Annotated in this window: 13 protein-coding genes and 1 other RNA gene; 4 read left to right on the top strand and 10 right to left on the bottom strand. The window is 66.7% G+C overall.

Going from position 1 to position 15,713, the window contains the following annotated elements:
• The first annotated feature begins 408 nt into the window (after nucleotides 1-408).
• Complete coding sequence (locus PI990_RS25410) at nucleotides 409-780, top strand: hypothetical protein (RefSeq protein ID WP_271658851.1); 372 nt, start codon at nucleotides 409-411, stop codon at nucleotides 778-780.
• Nucleotides 777-1,346, top strand: a complete 570-nt coding sequence (locus tag PI990_RS25405; RefSeq protein ID WP_265169620.1) for a DUF4166 domain-containing protein — start codon at nucleotides 777-779, stop codon at nucleotides 1,344-1,346. Before PI990_RS25410 ends, PI990_RS25405 begins: the two co-directional genes overlap by 4 nt.
• Before the next feature lie 243 nt (nucleotides 1,347-1,589).
• Here the strand turns inward: PI990_RS25405 and PI990_RS25400 are convergent, their stop codons facing one another.
• The 10 genes from PI990_RS25400 to PI990_RS25355 form a co-directional block, all read right to left on the bottom strand.
• Entirely contained in the window at nucleotides 1,590-3,452 is a 1,863-nt protein-coding gene (locus PI990_RS25400) for an NAD(P)/FAD-dependent oxidoreductase (RefSeq protein ID WP_271658850.1), read from the bottom strand.
• 67 nt (nucleotides 3,453-3,519) lie between these two features.
• Entirely contained in the window at nucleotides 3,520-3,996 is a 477-nt protein-coding gene (locus PI990_RS25395) for an ester cyclase (RefSeq protein ID WP_021217184.1), read from the bottom strand.
• 288 nt (nucleotides 3,997-4,284) lie between these two features.
• The gene (locus PI990_RS25390; RefSeq protein WP_271658849.1) at nucleotides 4,285-5,709 is read right to left on the bottom strand and encodes a gamma-aminobutyraldehyde dehydrogenase; all 1,425 of its coding nucleotides are present in this window, start codon (nucleotides 5,707-5,709) and stop codon (nucleotides 4,285-4,287) included.
• 67 nt (nucleotides 5,710-5,776) lie between these two features.
• Nucleotides 5,777-6,583, bottom strand: coding sequence for an ABC transporter permease (locus tag PI990_RS25385; protein ID WP_021217182.1), 807 nt, complete (start codon nucleotides 6,581-6,583; stop codon nucleotides 5,777-5,779).
• A complete protein-coding gene (locus PI990_RS25380) occupies nucleotides 6,573-7,523 on the bottom strand; it encodes an ABC transporter permease (protein ID WP_184487571.1) in 951 nt (316 codons plus the stop codon). Before PI990_RS25380 ends, PI990_RS25385 begins: the two co-directional genes overlap by 11 nt.
• 1 nt (nucleotide 7,524) lies before the next feature.
• Nucleotides 7,525-8,553 (bottom strand): ABC transporter ATP-binding protein, encoded by a 1,029-nt coding sequence (locus PI990_RS25375; protein ID WP_271658848.1) that lies wholly within the window; start codon nucleotides 8,551-8,553, stop codon nucleotides 7,525-7,527.
• Nucleotides 8,554-8,703: 150 nt separating this feature from the next.
• A non-coding RNA gene (locus PI990_RS25370) (sX9 sRNA) lies at nucleotides 8,704-8,778 on the bottom strand.
• Between the two features lie 61 nt (nucleotides 8,779-8,839).
• Nucleotides 8,840-9,991 (bottom strand): putative ABC transporter substrate-binding protein YdcS, encoded by a 1,152-nt coding sequence (ydcS, locus tag PI990_RS25365; RefSeq protein ID WP_184487573.1) that lies wholly within the window; start codon nucleotides 9,989-9,991, stop codon nucleotides 8,840-8,842.
• A 77-nt stretch (nucleotides 9,992-10,068) separates the two neighbouring features.
• On the bottom strand, nucleotides 10,069-11,574 hold the full coding sequence (locus tag PI990_RS25360) for a gamma-aminobutyraldehyde dehydrogenase (RefSeq protein WP_271658847.1): 1,506 nt from the start codon (nucleotides 11,572-11,574) through the stop codon (nucleotides 10,069-10,071).
• A 104-nt stretch (nucleotides 11,575-11,678) separates the two neighbouring features.
• Nucleotides 11,679-12,590: a LysR family transcriptional regulator gene (locus PI990_RS25355; protein ID WP_021217177.1), complete on the bottom strand. Its 912-nt coding sequence runs from the start codon at nucleotides 12,588-12,590 to the stop codon at nucleotides 11,679-11,681.
• Between the two features lie 317 nt (nucleotides 12,591-12,907).
• Between PI990_RS25355 and PI990_RS25350 the strand changes: the two genes are divergently transcribed.
• A complete protein-coding gene (locus PI990_RS25350) occupies nucleotides 12,908-13,627 on the top strand; it encodes a tellurite resistance TerB family protein (RefSeq protein ID WP_271658846.1) in 720 nt (239 codons plus the stop codon).
• Nucleotides 13,628-14,092: 465 nt separating this feature from the next.
• The gene (locus tag PI990_RS25345; RefSeq protein ID WP_271658845.1) at nucleotides 14,093-15,712 is read left to right on the top strand and encodes a methyl-accepting chemotaxis protein; all 1,620 of its coding nucleotides are present in this window, start codon (nucleotides 14,093-14,095) and stop codon (nucleotides 15,710-15,712) included.
• The last annotated feature ends 1 nt before the right edge of the window (nucleotide 15,713 follow it).

Raw genomic sequence — 15,713 nt, 5'->3', positions numbered from 1 at the left:
AACCCATGCGGTGGAGGTGGCACAAACCCTTTGGGGCCCGGAAAGGGCCGTGCTTGAGCGCTTGCATTAAAGCCACAACAGCTAACGCAAACAGAGCCAATTCATTCGCCCCGCGCCGCCTCTCCCGGTGGGAGCGAATTCATTGGCGAAATGCTTCACGGGTTGGCTCCAACATGGCCATCGCTGCGTTGGGCCTCGCTGCACTCGGCGCCAACCTACGGAGCCGTGCTGCGCTTCGCAGGGTGGGCCGGGGTGCGCTCCGCTTCAGCCCAGCGCTTCCCGGCATGGGAACCATCTCCCACTCCCACGGACGAACACCTGTAGGCCTCTGGACAAGCGGCCTGGCGGCGGCATAGCGTTGCCGGGCGCCGGGTTGGCGTGGTTTTCACAGCGTTCCAAGGAGTAATGGTGTTCGATCTTCTCAAGCCGATGTTGTACGTCCGGGTCTATCGCAACCGCATGCTGATCCGCGAACTCGTGGCCCAGCGTGAGCAGGACGTGCATGCCACTTTCAGCACCGAGCGCTTGCTGGTGGGGCAGTTCAACGATGCCCGTGTCGCGCTGCGCCAGGCCATCAAGCTGATGCTGCGTGGCCAGTGGATGTCCATGGCGCCGACCATCCTGGTGCACCCCATGGAGATGATCGAAGGCGGCCTGTCCCAGGTGGAGGAGCGCATCTTCCATGAGCTCGGCGCCGGCATCGGCAGCCGCCGGGTGCGGGTGCATATCGGCGATGAGCTGAACGACGAGGCCGTGCGCCGCCAGTTGGCTGGGCGATGAGCGCGGAGCTGGTCGAGCGCTGGTTCGGCGCGGGCTTCGCCGGGCTGCACCCCTTGTTGCAGCAGCTGCACCGCCAGGGCGGGGTGCTCCAGGGCGAGGTGGAGCTGGCGACCGGCAGCGGTCTTGCCGGTTGGCTGGGTCGCCGGCTGGCGGCGAAGCTGGGGCTGCCCCTGGGGGCGCGACGGGTGCCCTTGCGGGTGGATATCCACAGCGACGAGGCGGGCCTGCACTGGAATCGGCGCTTCGCCGAATCCGCCACCCTGGTTTCCCTGTTCCGCCCCGTGGGGCACTGGCCGGATGGGCACTGGGAGGAAAGCACCGGTGCCTTGCGCCTGGCCCTGAAGGTGGACAGCCACGACGGCGGCTGGCGCTGGGTGCCGATTGCGGCCTGGGTGCGTGGCCTCCGTGTGCCGTTGTTCCTGTTGCCGCGTACCACCGCCTACAAGCGCATCGAAGACGGGCGTTATCACTTCTTCGTCGGCTTCTCCCTGCCGGGGCTGGGGACGTTGTTGTCCTATAGCGGTGGGTTGGAGCTGGTGCCGGCTGTGGTGGCGGAGGCAGGGTGAAGTCCGATCGCGAATGAATTCGCTCCCACAGGAAGAGCGGCGACGCTGCGCGCCGCTTGGCGACTGAAGTCGCCCCTACAGATGCATCCCCGCCGAAAAGACCTGACCGTTGTGTAGGGTGGAGGTCGCTTTTTACCTCCACCGGGCGGAGTCGAACCTGGCACCGCGTTATGCCTGAAATACCGCAGCCCTCATAAAAAAACGGGCTCCATCTGGGAGCCCGTCCTCTTCATCGGTTGACGATCAACCCAGCTCGCCCACCGCCCTCCAGGCTTCGTCGATGGCTGCGTGGGCGTAGGCGCTCCAGGCGGCGTCGGAGTTGGCGATGGTGACGTTGCCGACCTTGGTGCGGGCCAGGTTCATCAGCTTCTCGCTCTCGTCCTCATCGTCGAACAGGCTGTTGGCGAAGTAGGCGTAGCCGTGGGACCAGCGGTTCACGGTGATGCCGAGGATGTCCTTCTGGTGGTCGAAACCGACCGGGCCGAGCATGGCCTGGAGCTGGTCGCGGATGGCCTTTTCCATCTGCTCGAAGCTCATGGCGTAGAGCTTGGTGCGGCCGACCCGCGCCTGGGTGCGGGCGTCCATACCCATGTTTGGGCTGGTGGGCACGTGGACCATGTGCAGGCCGATGGGCTGGTTCGGGTCGCGCGGGTGGCGGTAGCCGCCGATGTCCACCGGGTAGTCGAGCTTGACCCGGCTGTAGGGCTGGTTCGGCGCGTAGATCTCGTGCACGCCGAGCTTGCGGAAGCTCTGCCAGTTGCGAATCACCACCTTGGTGTACACCAGCGGGAACTTCACGTTCTGTGCCAGGGCGTGGGCCTGCTCGGCGGAGAGGTCGCGCAGGATGTAGGGGATGATCATGTTGTAGCAGGCCAGCACCGTGTGCTTGCCGCGCACGCGGTGCAGTTGGCCGCCACGGCTGTAGCCGACGTCCACGCCGCCATCGCGGTTGCGCACGCTGACCACGGTGCTGTTCAGGCGCAGGCGCACCGGGCTCCTGGCTTCGTCGAGCTTGGCGTAGTCGAAGTCGGCGAGGACGATGTCGTCCATGCCCTTGCCCGAGGCCACGGCCGGAATCAGGCCGCGCACCAGCAGGCGTGCCAGCGAGGCGTTGCCGTCGGGGAAGTGGTAGATGTACGGCTCTTCCATCTCCGCCTTGGCTTCTTCGCTGACGGGGGAGAGGTCCATGGCGGCGAAGCCGGGGAAGCCCACCGAATAAGCGTCGGCGGCGGCCACGGCGTCGATGCTCAGGGCCGAGAAGTCGTTGGTGCGGGCGAGGAAGTAGCGGGTGGCCGCTTCGCTCAGGCCCACGTCCTTGCGCAGGAAGTCCTGGTAGCTGGTCTTGGCCAGGTGGGCTTCCTTCTCCTCGCGGCTCTTGCCGGCGAGGTAGTCGCGGGGCGCCTCGTGCAAGTCGATCAGCGCCTGGCGGTCGGCCTCGGGCAGCGGGAAGTCATTGATGAACGCACGCCAGCTGCGGGCGTTGAGTTTTTCCGGGGCGATGTCGTCGGCCACCATGGGCGTCGGGTCACCGGTCACCAGCTTGTCCTGGCCGAAGCCGGCCTTGTCGAAGAACACCCCGCGGGACAGGCCCAGGCCCGGGTAGAAGTCGCGGTCGAAGGCGGTCTCGAAACGGTCGATGTCCACGCCCAGCTGCTTGAGCAGGCCGTTGACCTCCTTGCTGTAGAGGCTCTTGGGCGACTGGAAGGCCTCGCTGCCGCCGTAGCCGAGGATCATCCGTCCGCCGGCCTGGAATTCGTTGCGCTTGGCGTGGCCGCCGAAGTCGTCGTGGTTCTCGACGATGAGCACCCGCGCCTGCGGGTGCTTCTGGCGGTAGAACCAGGCTGCGGCGAGGCCGCTGAGGCCGCCACCGACCACCACCAGGTCGTACTCCTCTTCGATCTTCAGGCCGTCGGTGTCGAACACCTTCTTCTCCCAGCCCATCTGGTGCGCCACCTCGAAGGCGCCGGGGTGGCTACCGCGCAGGCCGGTGAGGGCGGGCGGGTAGTAGCGGCCGGAGGGGGCGGCCTGGAGCAGCTGCAGCGGGGTGAGTCCGGCGCCGATGGCGAGGGCAGCGCCGTTGAGGAAGTCGCGGCGGGTGATGGTCATGGTGTACCTGCAAGGCGTTGTCGTTTTTATGCATGGCGCCCGGGTCGTGCCGGGCGCCACGTCGGGCTTACCAGCCCAGTTGTTTATTGAAGCCCAGGGCGTCGTAGTAGTCGCCCTGGTAGGCGATCTTGCCGTCCTTGATGCGGACGAAACTCACCCCTTCGAACTTCAGGGGCTTGTGGGTGGCCGGGGTTTCCGCGCCCCAGGCACCGCTGTTGGTGCCGCTGAACTCCCACTGGAAGGCGATGCCGTCGGGCCCGACTATGGGCTCGCTGGTCATCCTCCACTTCAGGTCCGGCACCGCGCCGATGAACACCTTGATGACGTTGTCGCGGGCAGCGGCCTTGCCCTTCTGCGGCGTGCCGACGGTGGCGTCGAAGTACTCCGCATCCTCGGCGAGGAAGGTGGCGGCCTTGTCGGCATCGTGGGCATTCCAGGCGGCCATGTAGCCCTCGACCACGGACTTGGCATCACCGGCGGCCTGGGCCAGGCCGGTGGCGGCGCACAGCAGGATGAAGCTGAAACTACGCAGGGTGGTTCGCATTTCGGTTCTCCTGGGGTTTGGGTGCAGCGGTGGTGAAGCCTTTGTGGGAACAGGAACCTGTGGGAGCGAATTCATTCGCGAAAGCCGCGTAGCGGCCAGCCGATTACCTGCCGGCCCTGCGGGCCGGATCGCGAATGAATTCGCTCCCACGAAAAACGTGCGGAGTTCTGAGCGTCGTAAGCGACGGCCAGGCTAGGCGGAAGACGGCGAGAAAGCGGAATGTACGTTTGTACATGAGCATTTCGAGCCGGCTTCCAACAACGCCTGGCCTAGCGCAACAGCTCAGAATTAGTGTTTGAACATGACGTGGCGGATGGCGGTGTAGTCCTCGAGTCCGTACATCGACATGTCCTTCCCGTAGCCCGACAGCTTCACGCCGCCGTGGGGCATTTCGCTGACCAGCATGAAGTGGGTGTTGACCCAGGTGCAGCCGTATTGCAGGCGCGCGGAGAGGCGGTGGGCGCGGCCGACGTCGGCGGTCCAGAGCGAAGAGGCCAGGCCGTAGTCGGAGTCGTTGGCCCAGGCCAGCACCTGCGCCTCGTCGTCGAAGGCGGTGACCGAGACCACCGGGCCGAAGACTTCGCGGCGGACGATCTCGTCGTCCTGCTGGGCGTCGGCGATCACGGTGGGTTCGAAGAAGAAGCCGGGGCCTTCGACCTTCTTGCCGCCAGTGACGATGCGGATGTGCGGCTGGGCGGCGGCGCGCTCGACGAAGCCGGCCACACGCTCGCGATGCTGCTCGGTGATCAGCGGGCCGAGCTCGGTGTCGGCGTCGTCCTGCAGGCCGTACTTGATGGTGGAGACGGCGGCGCCGAGCTTCTCGACGAACGTCTCGTAGATGCCCTTCTGCGCGTAGATGCGGCAGGCGGCGGTGCAATCCTGGCCGGCGTTGTAGAAGCCGAAGGTGCGGATGCCTTCCACGGCGGCGTCGATGTCGGCGTCGTCGAAGATGATCACCGGGGCCTTGCCGCCCAGTTCCATGTGCATGCGCTTAACGGTGTCGGCGGTGCCGGCGATGATGCGCGAGCCGGTGGCCACCGAGCCGGTGAGCGAGACCATGCGCACCTTGGGGTGGGTGGTCAGCGGTTCGCCGACGCTGGGGCCACGGCCGAAGACGATGTTGACCACGCCGGCGGGGAAGATCTCGGCCAGGTACTCGGCCAGCTTCAGGGCGGTCAGCGGGGTCTGCTCGGAGGGCTTGAGCACCACGGTGTTGCCGGCGGCCAGGGCCGGGCCGAGCTTCCACGCGGCCATCATCAGCGGGTAGTTCCAGGGGGCGATGGAAGCGACCACGCCCACCGGGTCGCGGCGGATCATCGAGGTGTGGCCGGGCAGGTATTCACCGGCGGCGGAACCGCTCATGCAGCGGCTGGCACCGGCGAAGAAGCGGAACACGTCGGCGACGGCGGGCAGCTCGTCGTTCAGCGCGGCGGTGTAGGGCTTGCCGCAGTTGTCCGATTCCAGGCGCGCCAGTTCCTCGGCGCCGGCGTCGATGCGGTCGGCGAGCTTGAGCAGCAGGGCGGAGCGGTCCTTGGGCGATGTCTGCGACCAGGCGTCGAAGGCGGCGTCGGCGGCGCGCACGGCGGCGTCGACCTGGGCCTCGCTGGCTTCGGGGATGTCCACCAGGGTGGTGCCACGGGCGGGGTTGAGCACGGCTTGCGCGGCGCCTTCACCGGCGACCAGTTGGCCGTTGATCAAGAGTTTGGTCTGCATGGTGAATCCTCCAGTCGGGGTTCGCTGATCCGGGTTGGAGCCCCCGCCACCCGGGCGGGGGCGGTTGTCATTTGCCGCTGCCGGCGACGCCTTCGCCACCCTTGGTCAGGTAGTAGGCGCCGAGGATCGGCAGCATGGTCACCAGCATCACCAGCATGGCGACGACGTTGGTCACCGGCACGTCGCGCGGGCGGCTGAGCTGGTTGAGCAGCCACAGCGGCAGGGTGCGTTCGTGGCCGGCGGTGAAGGTGGTGACGATGATCTCGTCGAAGGACAGGGCGAAGGCCAGCATGCCGCCCGCCAGCAGGGCCGAACCGAGGTTGGGCAGGATGATGTAGCGGAAGGTCTGCCAGCCGTCGGCGCCCAGGTCCATCGAGGCTTCGATGAGGCTGTGGGAGATGCGCCGGAAGCGCGCGATCACGTTGTTGTGGACGATCACCACGCAGAAGGTCGCGTGGCCGATGATGATGGTCAGCAGCCCCGGTTCCAGGCCCAGGCTCTTGAACGCCGAGAGCAGCGCGATGCCGGTGATGATGCCGGGCAGGGCGATGGGCAGGATCAGCATCAGCGAGATGCTTTCCTTGCCGAAGAAGCTGCGCCGGTACAGCGCCGCCGAGGCCAGGGTGCCGAGCACCATGGCGATCAGCGTGGCGACGCAGGCGACCTGCAGCGACAGCTTGATCGACTCCAGCACGTCCTCGCGGGCGAAGGCCACGCTGAACCAGTGCAGGGTGAAGCCCTTGGGCGGGAAGCTGAAGGCCGCGTCCTCGGTGTTGAAGGCGTAGAGGAAGATGATCAGGATCGGGAAGTGCAGGAACACCAGCCCGCCCCAGGCGGCCGCTTTCAGGCCCCAGGATGCTTTCTCAGAGTGCATCGAATGCCCCCAGACGTTTGACGATGGAGAGGTAGACGGCGATCAGCACGATCGGCACCAGGGTGAAGGCGGCGGCCATGGGCATGTTGCCGATGGCGCCCTGCTGGGCGTAGACCATGCTGCCGATGAAGTAGCCGGGCGGGCCCACTAACTGCGGCACGATGAAGTCGCCGAGGGTCAGGCTGAAGGTGAAGATCGAGCCGGCGGCAATGCCCGGGATCGACAGCGGCAGCACCACCTGGGTGAAGGTCTGGCGGGGCTTGGCGCCAAGGTCGGCGGAGGCTTGCAGCAGGTTCGGCGGCAGGCGCTCCAGGGAGGCCTGGATCGGCAGGATCATGAACGGCAGCCAGATGTAGACGAACACCAGGAAGCGCCCCAGGTGCGAGGTGGACAGGGTGCTGCCGCCGACGCCGGGGATGCCGAGGATGAACTGCAGCACCGGCTCCAGGCCGAACTGCTGGACGAACCACTGGGCCACGCCGCCCTTGGCCAGCAGCAGGGTCCAGGCGTAGGCCTTGACGATGTAGCTGGCCCACATGGGCATCATCACCGCGATGTAGAAGAACGCCTTGGTCTTGCCCGTGGTGTAGCGCGCCATGTAGTAGGCGATGGGGAAGGCCAGCAGGCCGGCACCGATCGACACCGCCACGGCCATGGTCAGGGTGCGCTGGATGATGTCGAAGTTGGCGGCCTGGAACAGCGCCGAGAAATTCGCCAGGGTCAGGTCCGTGGACACCGCCATGGTGAAGTCGTCGAAGGTGTAGAAGCCCTGCCACAAGAGGCTCAGCAACGAGCCCAGGTAGATGGCACCGAACCACAGCAGCGGCGGGATCAGCAGCATCGACAGGTACAGCGTCGGCCGGCGGTAGAGCAGGTTGGACAGGCGCCGCATGGCCCCGTTGGGGGCGGCCTGTGCCTGGGCGGTCAGGGTCGCGCTCATGTCACACGCCCTCGCTCAGCTGCACCATGGCCTCGCGGGCCCAGCGCACGGTGATGCGCTCGCCGGGCTGGAAGGTCGGCGCGGCGGCCTGCCACTGGTTGTTGGCCTGGCTGATGCACAGGTTCTGGCCGTTATCCAGGCGCAGCTCGTAGCGGGTGGCGGCGCCCTGGTACTGGATGTCGTGGAGCAGGCCGCTGATCTGCACCTCGCCGGCCAGGGCCGCCTCGGCGGTGGCGAAGTGGATGTGCTCGGGGCGGATGGAGAAGGGCTGTTCGTTGCCGGTCAGCTCCTTCGCCACGGCGCCGCGCAGCACGTTGGAGGTGCCGACGAACTCGGCGACGAAGGGCGTGGCCGGCTGCATGTAGAGGTTGCGCGGGGTGTCCACCTGCTCGATGCGGCCCTTGTTGAACACCGCCACGCGGTCGGACATCGACAGCGCTTCACTCTGGTCGTGGGTTACGAAGATGAAGGTGATGCCCAGCTGGCGCTGCAGCTTCTTCAGCTCGCTCTGCATCTGCTCGCGCAGCTTCAGGTCCAGCGCGCCGAGGGGCTCGTCCAGCAGCAGCACGCGGGGGCGGTTGACCAGGGCACGGGCCAGGGCCACGCGCTGGCGCTGGCCACCGGAAAGCTGCGCCGGCTTGCGATCGCCGTAGCCGGCCAGGGCCACCATGCCCAGGGCCTCTTCGGCGCGGTTCAGGCGCTCGGACTTGCCCACGCCCTTGACCTTCAGGCCATAGGCGACGTTGTCGCGCACGTTCATGTGGGGGAACAGCGCGTAGTCCTGGAACACGGTGTTGACGTCACGCTGGTAGGGCGGCAGGCCGGCGGCCTCCTCGCCATGGATACGGATGGAGCCCGAGCTGGGCTGCTCGAAACCGGCGATCAGGCGCAGGCAGGTGGTCTTGCCGGAACCGGATGGGCCGAGCATGGAAAAGAACTCGCCGTCCTGGATATCGATGGATACCCGGTCGACGGCCTTCACCTCGCCGAAGAGACGGGAAACCTGGGTGAACTGGACTGCAAGCGTCATGGTGCGGTGCTCCGGTAAAACGAAAGGGTGCAGGTGTGGCGAAACGGTCCCCCCGCCCGCAGGCGAGGGGAAATCTTCAGGTACTGCCTTGGAACCGGCCTCCCGTCTCCCGCAGGGAGAGGGGGACAACTAGAAAGCGGCTGGAAAAAACGTTCAGCCCACGTCGCGAGCGGGCCTCAGCCGTGGATGGCCAGCGCACAGGAACCGGAGCGTACGACCGTACGTGAGGATTCCGAGCACTGCCCGAACACGGATCAGGCACGCGCAGAAGCGGGCTGAGTGTTTTTCAGCGGCCGCCCATGATGGCGATGTAGTCCTGGGTCCAGCGGCTATAGGGCACGAACTTCCCGCCCTGTGCCTGCGGGGTCTTCCAGAAGGCGATCTTGTCGAACTGGTCGAAGCCGTTGGTGGCGCAGCCTTCGGCGCCGAGCAGCTCGCTGGCCTTGCAGCCGGCGGGGACAGCGGGGAGGGAGCCGAACCAGGCGGCGACGTCACCCTGAACCTTAGGTTCCAGGGACCAGTTCATCCACTTGTAGGCGCAGTTCGGGTGCTTGGCCTCGGCGTGCAGCATGGTGGTGTCGGCCCAGCCGGTGGCGCCTTCCTTCGGTACCACGGAGGCGATCGGCTGCTTCTCCAGCTGCAGGGCGTTGACCTGGTACGGCCAGGCGCTGGAGGCGACCACGCCTTCGTTCTTGAAGTCGCTCATCTGCACCGTGGTGTCGTGCCAGTAACGGTGGATCAGCGCGTGCTGCTTGCGCAGCAGGTCGAGCACGGCGCTGTACTGCTCTTCGTTCAGTTCGTAGGGGTCCTGGATGCCCAGGGCCGGCTGGGTGGCCTTCAGGTAGAGGGCGGCGTCGGCGATGTAGATCGGGCCGTCGTAGGCCTGCACGCGGCCCTTGTTGGCCTTGCCGTCGGGCAGGTCCTGGGCTTCGAAGATGGTCGCCCAGCTGGTGGGCGCTTCCTTGAAGGTGTTGGTGTTGTACATCAGCACGTTGGGGCCCCACTGGTAGGGCGAGCCGTAGTGCTGGCCGTCCACCGTGTACCAGGGTGCGTCCTTCAGGCGCTCGTCGAGGTTCTTCCAGTTGGGGATCAGCGCGGTGTTGATCGGCTGCACGCGCTTGCCGTAGATCAGGCGCAGCGAGGCGTCGCCGGAGGCGGTGACCAGGTCGTAGCCGCCCTTGGCCATGAGGCTGACCATCTCGTCGGAGGTGGCAGCGGTCTTGACGTTGACCTTGCAGCCGCTGTCCTGCTCGAACTGGCTGACCCAGTCGTAGTTCTTGTCGGTCTGGCCGCGTTCGATGTAGCCGGGCCAGGCGATGATGTCGAGCTGGCCTTCGCCAGTGCCGACTTGTTTCAGGGGCTCGGCGGCCTGCAGGCTGGCGCTGGCCAGCAGGGCGGTGGAGAGCGCACTGAGCAGAGCGGTTTTGCGCGCGGACATTGATGTTCCCTCTTGTTGACTAGTTATTGGTCGGGGCAGTTGAACGTCGTTTCGCGGGCCTTCCGGCCTTTGTTGTTTTAGAAGTCCTGGCCGTGGCGCGCCATGATGTGGCGCACCACGCTGTAGTCCTGCAACGAGTCGCTGGACAGGTCCTTGCCATAGCCGGAGCGCTTCAGCCCGCCGTGGGGCATCTCGCTGGCCAGGGTGAAATGGGTGTTGATCCAGGTGCAGCCGTACTGCAGGCGGTTGGCCAGCTGGAAGGCCTTGTCGAGGTTCTGCGTCCACACCGAGGAGGCCAGGCCGTACTCGGAGTCGTTGGCCCAGTCCAGCGCCTGGTCGAGCTGGTCGAAGCGGGTCACGGTCACCACCGGGCCGAACACTTCGCGCTGGACGATCTCGTCGCCCTGCTTGCAGCCGGCCAGCAGGGTGGGCTGGTAGTAGAAGCCGGCGCCGGAATGCACGGCGGCACCGGTGACGCGCTCGATGTGCGGCTGGCCGAGGGCGCGCTCGACGAAGCTGGCCACGCGGTCGCGCTGGCGCGAGCTGATTAGCGGGCCGATCTCGTTGTCCTGGTCGCGCTTGCGAGCGAAGCGCAGGCTGGAAACAGCGTCGCCCAGTTCACTGACGAGGCGGTCATGGATGCCGGCCTGGGCATAGATGCGGCAGGCGGCGGTGCAGTCCTGCCCGGCGTTGTAGTAGCCGTAGGCGCGCACGCCTTGGACCACGGCCTCGAGGTCGGCGTCGTTGCAGACGATCACCGGTGCCTTGCCGCCCAGCTCCAGGTGGGTGCGCTTGAGGGTGCGGGCGGCGGTCTGGAGGATCTTCTGCCCGGTGACGATATCGCCGGTGAGCGACACCATGCGCACCTTGGGGTGGCTGACCAGGTGGCTGCCGACGCCTTCGCCGCCGCCGGAGACGATGTTGATCACTCCGGCCGGGAGGATTTCCGCCAGGGCGGGGGCCAGGGCCAGGATCGACAGCGGGGTGTGTTCGGAGGGCTTGAACACCAGGGTGTTGCCGGCCGCCAGCGCCGGGGCGATCTTCCAGGCGGCCATCATCAGGGGGTAGTTCCAGGGCGCGATGGAGGCGACCACGCCCACCGGGTCGCGGCGCACCATGCTGGTGTGGCCGGGCACGTACTCGCCGGCGAGCTGGCCCTGCTGGCAGCGCACGGCGCCGGCGAAGAAGCGGAACACGTCGGCGGTGGCGGGGATGTCGTCCTGGCGCGCCAGGTGCAGCGGCTTGCCGCAGTTCAGGGATTCCAGGCGGGCCAGGTGCTCGGCATTGGCCTCGACCGCGTCGGCGATGGCCAGCAGGGCGGCGGCGCGCTGCGCGGGGGTGGTGCGGGACCAGCCGGCGAAGGCCTTGTGCGCGGCGAAGACGGCGGCTTCCACCTGCTCGATGGAGGCTTCGGCGATGGTGATCAGGGTTTCCCCGGTGGCGGGGTTGAGGATGGGCTCGGCCAGGCCTTCACCGATGACCAGCTGGCCGTCGATCAGCAAATGGGAATGCAGGGTGGGCGTGCTCGCAGTGCCGGCCATCTTCGGGGCTCTTTTCTTCCTGGGTTTTTGTTCTTCAGTCATTCCAGTGCTCCTGGCGGCGCCCGGCATGACTCTGTTTATAGGGCACAGAGCCTAGTGGGCGGGCTTGAGGTCGACAAATTCTAAATATTGAAAGCAGCGTTCGATTAAATCGAAGGCTTGCGGGCGTTCGGCTGTTCGCGGGCCAGGGTGAGGAAGGGGTCCACCAGCGCCGGTCGCGCGGTGCCGCGACGCCAGGCCAGGCCCACGTCCAGCGGCTCGCCCAGGTCCACCAGCGGGCGCGCTTCGATGATGTCGCCCTCCAGGGACCAGGGGCGGTAGGTCATGTCCGGCTGGATGGACAGGCCGAGCCCGGCCGCCACCAGGCTGCGCACCGCTTCCACCGAGGCGGTGCGCAGGGTCACCTGGGGCGTGAGCCCGGCGCGGGACCAGATGCGCTGGGTGTGCAGGCCCATCTCGTCGGCGTTGAGCTGGATCAGCGGCTCGCCGGCGACGTCCGCCAGGCTGATGCTGTCGTGCTCCAGCAGCGGATGCTGGGCCGGCAGCCACAGACGGTGGGGCGAGTGGGTGAGTACCTCGGTCTGCAGGGCGTGGCGGTCTTCCAGGTTGGAGAGGATCAGGACGCCGACATCGATCTCGCCGCTGACCAGCAGGTGCTCGATGTAGGGGCGCTCGTCCTCCACCACGCGGGTCTTCACGTTGGGGTAGGCGCGCTGGAAGCGGGTGATCAGGTCGGCCAGGTAGTAGCCGGCCACCAGGCTGGTCACGCCGATGGTGAGGCTGCCGGCCACCTGGTCGGTGCTCTGCTGCAGGCTGCGCTTGGCGTTGTCCACCGTGGCCAGGATCAGGTGCGCCTGGCGCAGGAACTGGTGGCCCTGGTGGGTCAGGGACATGCCCTTGGCGTGGCGGTTGAACAGGCTGACGCCGATCTCCTCCTCCAACTGCTGGATGGCCAGGGTCAGGGTGGACTGGGAGATGAACACCGCCTGGGCGGCGGCGGAGATGGAGCCCGTCTCGGCGACGGCGATGAAGTGGCGGATCTGGCGCAGGGTCATCATGGGGCGGTATTCCGCAGGTGGAAATGCTGCGCGACAGTATGGTTTATCGAAAATCGAGCGGGTGATTCTTTTTTATCGAATGCTCAATGTGCGCGATTGGCGGCTTTGTAGGGTGGGCCGGGCGGCGCTCCGCTTCAGCCCACGCGATGCCTTGCTGGTGGGCTGAAGCCCACCCTACGGACTGATGTCTGTCCGGCGGTCGGGGCGGGCCCGGCGCAGCGGCAATATCCCGAAGCAATCCGGCGCTCACGGGCTTGGAAACTCGGCGGCTAGAGTGCAGTCCATTGCTCGACTTACCTACCAATAAGGAGGTTGTGATGAACACCCGTGGATTGCTCGATCAACTGCTCAAATCCGGCCAGGACCTGCTGCAGCAGAAAACCGGCGGCAAGTCCGGCGGTTTCTCCGGTGGCGGTTCCGCTGGCTCCAGTGGCTTGGGCGGCAACCTCGGCAGTCTGCTCGGCGGCGCCGGTGGTGGTGCCCTGGCTGCTGGCGCGCTGGGCCTGCTGCTGGGCAACAAGAGCGCCCGCAAGCTGGGCGGCAAGGCGCTGACCTATGGCGGCCTGGCCGCGCTCGGCGTGCTGGCCTACAAGGCCTATGGCAACTGGCAGGCCAAGCAGGCCGGTGCGCCCCAGGGCGAGCCGCAGACCCTCGACCGCCTGCCCGCGCCCCAGGCCGAGCAGCACAGCCAGGCCATCCTCAAGGCGCTGGTGGCGGCAGCCAAGGCCGATGGCCATGTCGACGCCCGTGAACGCCAGTTGATCGAAGGCGAGCTGGGCAAGCTGACCCAGGACGCCGAGCTGCAATCCTGGCTGGAGCTGGAACTGAACAAGCCGCTGGACCCGGCCGACGTCGCCCGCGCCGCGCGCACCCCGGAGATGGCCGCCGAGATGTACCTCGCCAGCGTGCTGATGGTGGATGAGGAGCACTTCATGGAGCGCGCCTACCTGGACGAGCTGGCCCGTCAGCTCAAGCTCGACCCCGCGCTCAAGACCGAGCTGGAAGGGCAAGTGCGCCAGGAGTTGCAGGCGAGCTAGGAGGTCGATATTGGCTGTAAGTCTGCGGGGCGGCGCTGTGCGCCGCTTGGCGACTGAAGTCGCCCCTACAGCGCCCCGATAGGGTCGGCCCGGCGAATGGAGATGACCGCTGCGTAGGGTGGCGTTCGCTGTTTACCTCCACCAGGTGGAGCCGGGCCCTGGCACGGGCTTATGCCTGATGCACTGCGTTGATGGGTTTCGGGCTTCGAGCAACGCCGCCCGACCCACTCTTGCAGAACCGCCGTTCGGGTAGGGTGGGCCGGGCGGCGTTCCGCTTCAGCCCACCGAATGCCCGGTCATCCCCAGGTACCCCTGCATAACTCCCCGTTTCTGCCAGACTTTCAGGCGGGCCCGCCAACGGGCTTTGTCTTGCAAGGGGGTGGGGCGAGTCTCTAGAGTCGCCGCTTTGTGACGCGTGCGACATTCGGCGCGGTAAATGACAGGGTTTGGCAAACGGGGGTCTACGTGAAGAACTGGTCGGTACGACTGCGCATCCAGGCGAGTTTCGCCATCATCATCGCGATCATGCTGCTGATGGCCGTCACCTCCTATGTGCGCTTGTTCACGGTGCAGAAGGGGGCGGAGCGCCTGGCGGAGGACGCCATGCCCGGCATGTTCCTCATCACCCAGGTACGCAGTGCCTGGACCGATGTGTTCATCCAGACCCTGGAGCGTTTAGGCGCCTCGGACCAGCCGCTGGAGAAGGTCGACCTGGACAACCTGCGCCTGCTCGACGAACGGCTCAATGCGGTCCTGGCTGACTACCGCAAGACCATCCGCGACGATAACGACCTGGTGCTCCTGGAAAATTTCAACCAGAGCCGCAAGCGCTATGACGCGAGCCTTTCCACGGTCATCGAGTTGCACCAGCAGAAGCGACTGGGCGAAGCCCGCTCGCTGCTCACCGGTGACCTCACCAAGCTGTGGAACGAAGGACGCAATGGCCTGACCGAACTCATCAGCTACAACCGCAAGACCGCCGAGGGGGCGACCGGCGACATTGTCGACGCCGCGCGCAATGCCGAGCTGAGCATGATCGTCTCGGTGCTCCTGGCCATCGCTGCCGCCTTCGTCTGTGGCGCGCTGCTGGTGCGGGCCATCACCGATCCGGTACAGCGCGTGGTGCAGAACCTGCAGGCGCTTGCCTCGGGCGACCTCACCGCGCGCCTGCACCTGGGGCGCAAGGACGAGTTCGATTCCATCGAGACCGGCTTCAACAGCATGGCCGATGAGCTGAAGACCCTGGTGTCCCAGGCCCAACGCTCCTCGGTGCAGGTCACCACCTCGGTCACCGAGATCGCCGCCACCACCCGCCAGCAGCAGGCCACCGCCACCGAAACCGCGGCCACCACCACCGAGATCGGCGCCACCTCGCGGGAAATCGCCGCCACCTCGCGGGACCTTGTGCGCACCATGACCGAGGTTTCCGGCGCCGCCGAACAGACCTCCACCCTGGCCGGCTCCGGCCAGCTGGGCCTGGCGCGCATGGAAGACACCATGCGCCAGGTGATGGGCGCCGCCGACCTGGTCAACGCCAAGCTGGCGATCCTCAACGAGAAGGCCGGCAACATCAACCAGGTGGTCACCACCATCGTCAAGGTCGCCGACCAGACCAACCTGCTGTCCCTCAATGCCGCCATCGAGGCGGAGAAGGCCGGCGAGTACGGCCGCGGGTTCGCCGTGGTCGCCACCGAAGTGCGCCGCCTGGCGGACCAGACGGCCGTGGCCACCTATGACATCGAGCAGATGGTGCGCGAGATCCAGTCCGCGGTGTCCGCCGGTGTCATGGGTATGGACAAGTTTTCCGAGGAGGTGCGTCGCGGCATGTCCGAAGTCGGCCAGGTCGGCGAGCAGCTGTCGCAGATCATCCAGCAGGTGCAGGCCCTGGCGCCCCGCGTGCAGATGGTCAACGAAGGTATGCAGGCGCAGTCCACCGGTGCCGAGCAGATCAACCAGGCCCTGGTGCAACTGGGCGAAGCCACCGGGCAGACGGTGGAATCGTTGCGCCAGGCCAGCTCCGCGATCGATGAGCTCAACCATGTCGCCCAGGGCCTGCGGGCCGGCGTCAGCCGCTTCAAGGTCTGAT

Origin of the sequence: Pseudomonas sp. TUM22785 (assembly GCF_028198105.1) — a bacterium.
Taxonomy (GTDB): Bacteria; Pseudomonadota; Gammaproteobacteria; order Pseudomonadales; family Pseudomonadaceae; genus Metapseudomonas; species Metapseudomonas solani.
Note: the sequence above shows the minus strand (reverse complement) of the source record. Positions and strands in the feature narration are given on the sequence as shown.

Coding starts and splice junctions, on each gene's coding strand:
- PI990_RS25385 (WP_021217182.1), bottom strand. CDS start 6,583: ATGCACTCTGAGAAAGCATCCTGGGGCCTGAAAGCGGCCGCCTGGGGC.
- PI990_RS25405 (WP_265169620.1), top strand. CDS start 777: ATGAGCGCGGAGCTGGTCGAGCGCTGGTTCGGCGCGGGCTTCGCCGGG.
- PI990_RS25350 (WP_271658846.1), top strand. CDS start 12,908: ATGAACACCCGTGGATTGCTCGATCAACTGCTCAAATCCGGCCAGGAC.
- PI990_RS25390 (WP_271658849.1), bottom strand. CDS start 5,709: ATGCAGACCAAACTCTTGATCAACGGCCAACTGGTCGCCGGTGAAGGC.
- ydcS (WP_184487573.1), bottom strand. CDS start 9,991: ATGTCCGCGCGCAAAACCGCTCTGCTCAGTGCGCTCTCCACCGCCCTG.
- PI990_RS25355 (WP_021217177.1), bottom strand. CDS start 12,590: ATGATGACCCTGCGCCAGATCCGCCACTTCATCGCCGTCGCCGAGACG.
- PI990_RS25395 (WP_021217184.1), bottom strand. CDS start 3,996: ATGCGAACCACCCTGCGTAGTTTCAGCTTCATCCTGCTGTGCGCCGCC.
- PI990_RS25360 (WP_271658847.1), bottom strand. CDS start 11,574: ATGACTGAAGAACAAAAACCCAGGAAGAAAAGAGCCCCGAAGATGGCC.
- PI990_RS25375 (WP_271658848.1), bottom strand. CDS start 8,553: ATGACGCTTGCAGTCCAGTTCACCCAGGTTTCCCGTCTCTTCGGCGAG.
- PI990_RS25380 (WP_184487571.1), bottom strand. CDS start 7,523: ATGAGCGCGACCCTGACCGCCCAGGCACAGGCCGCCCCCAACGGGGCC.
- PI990_RS25400 (WP_271658850.1), bottom strand. CDS start 3,452: ATGACCATCACCCGCCGCGACTTCCTCAACGGCGCTGCCCTCGCCATC.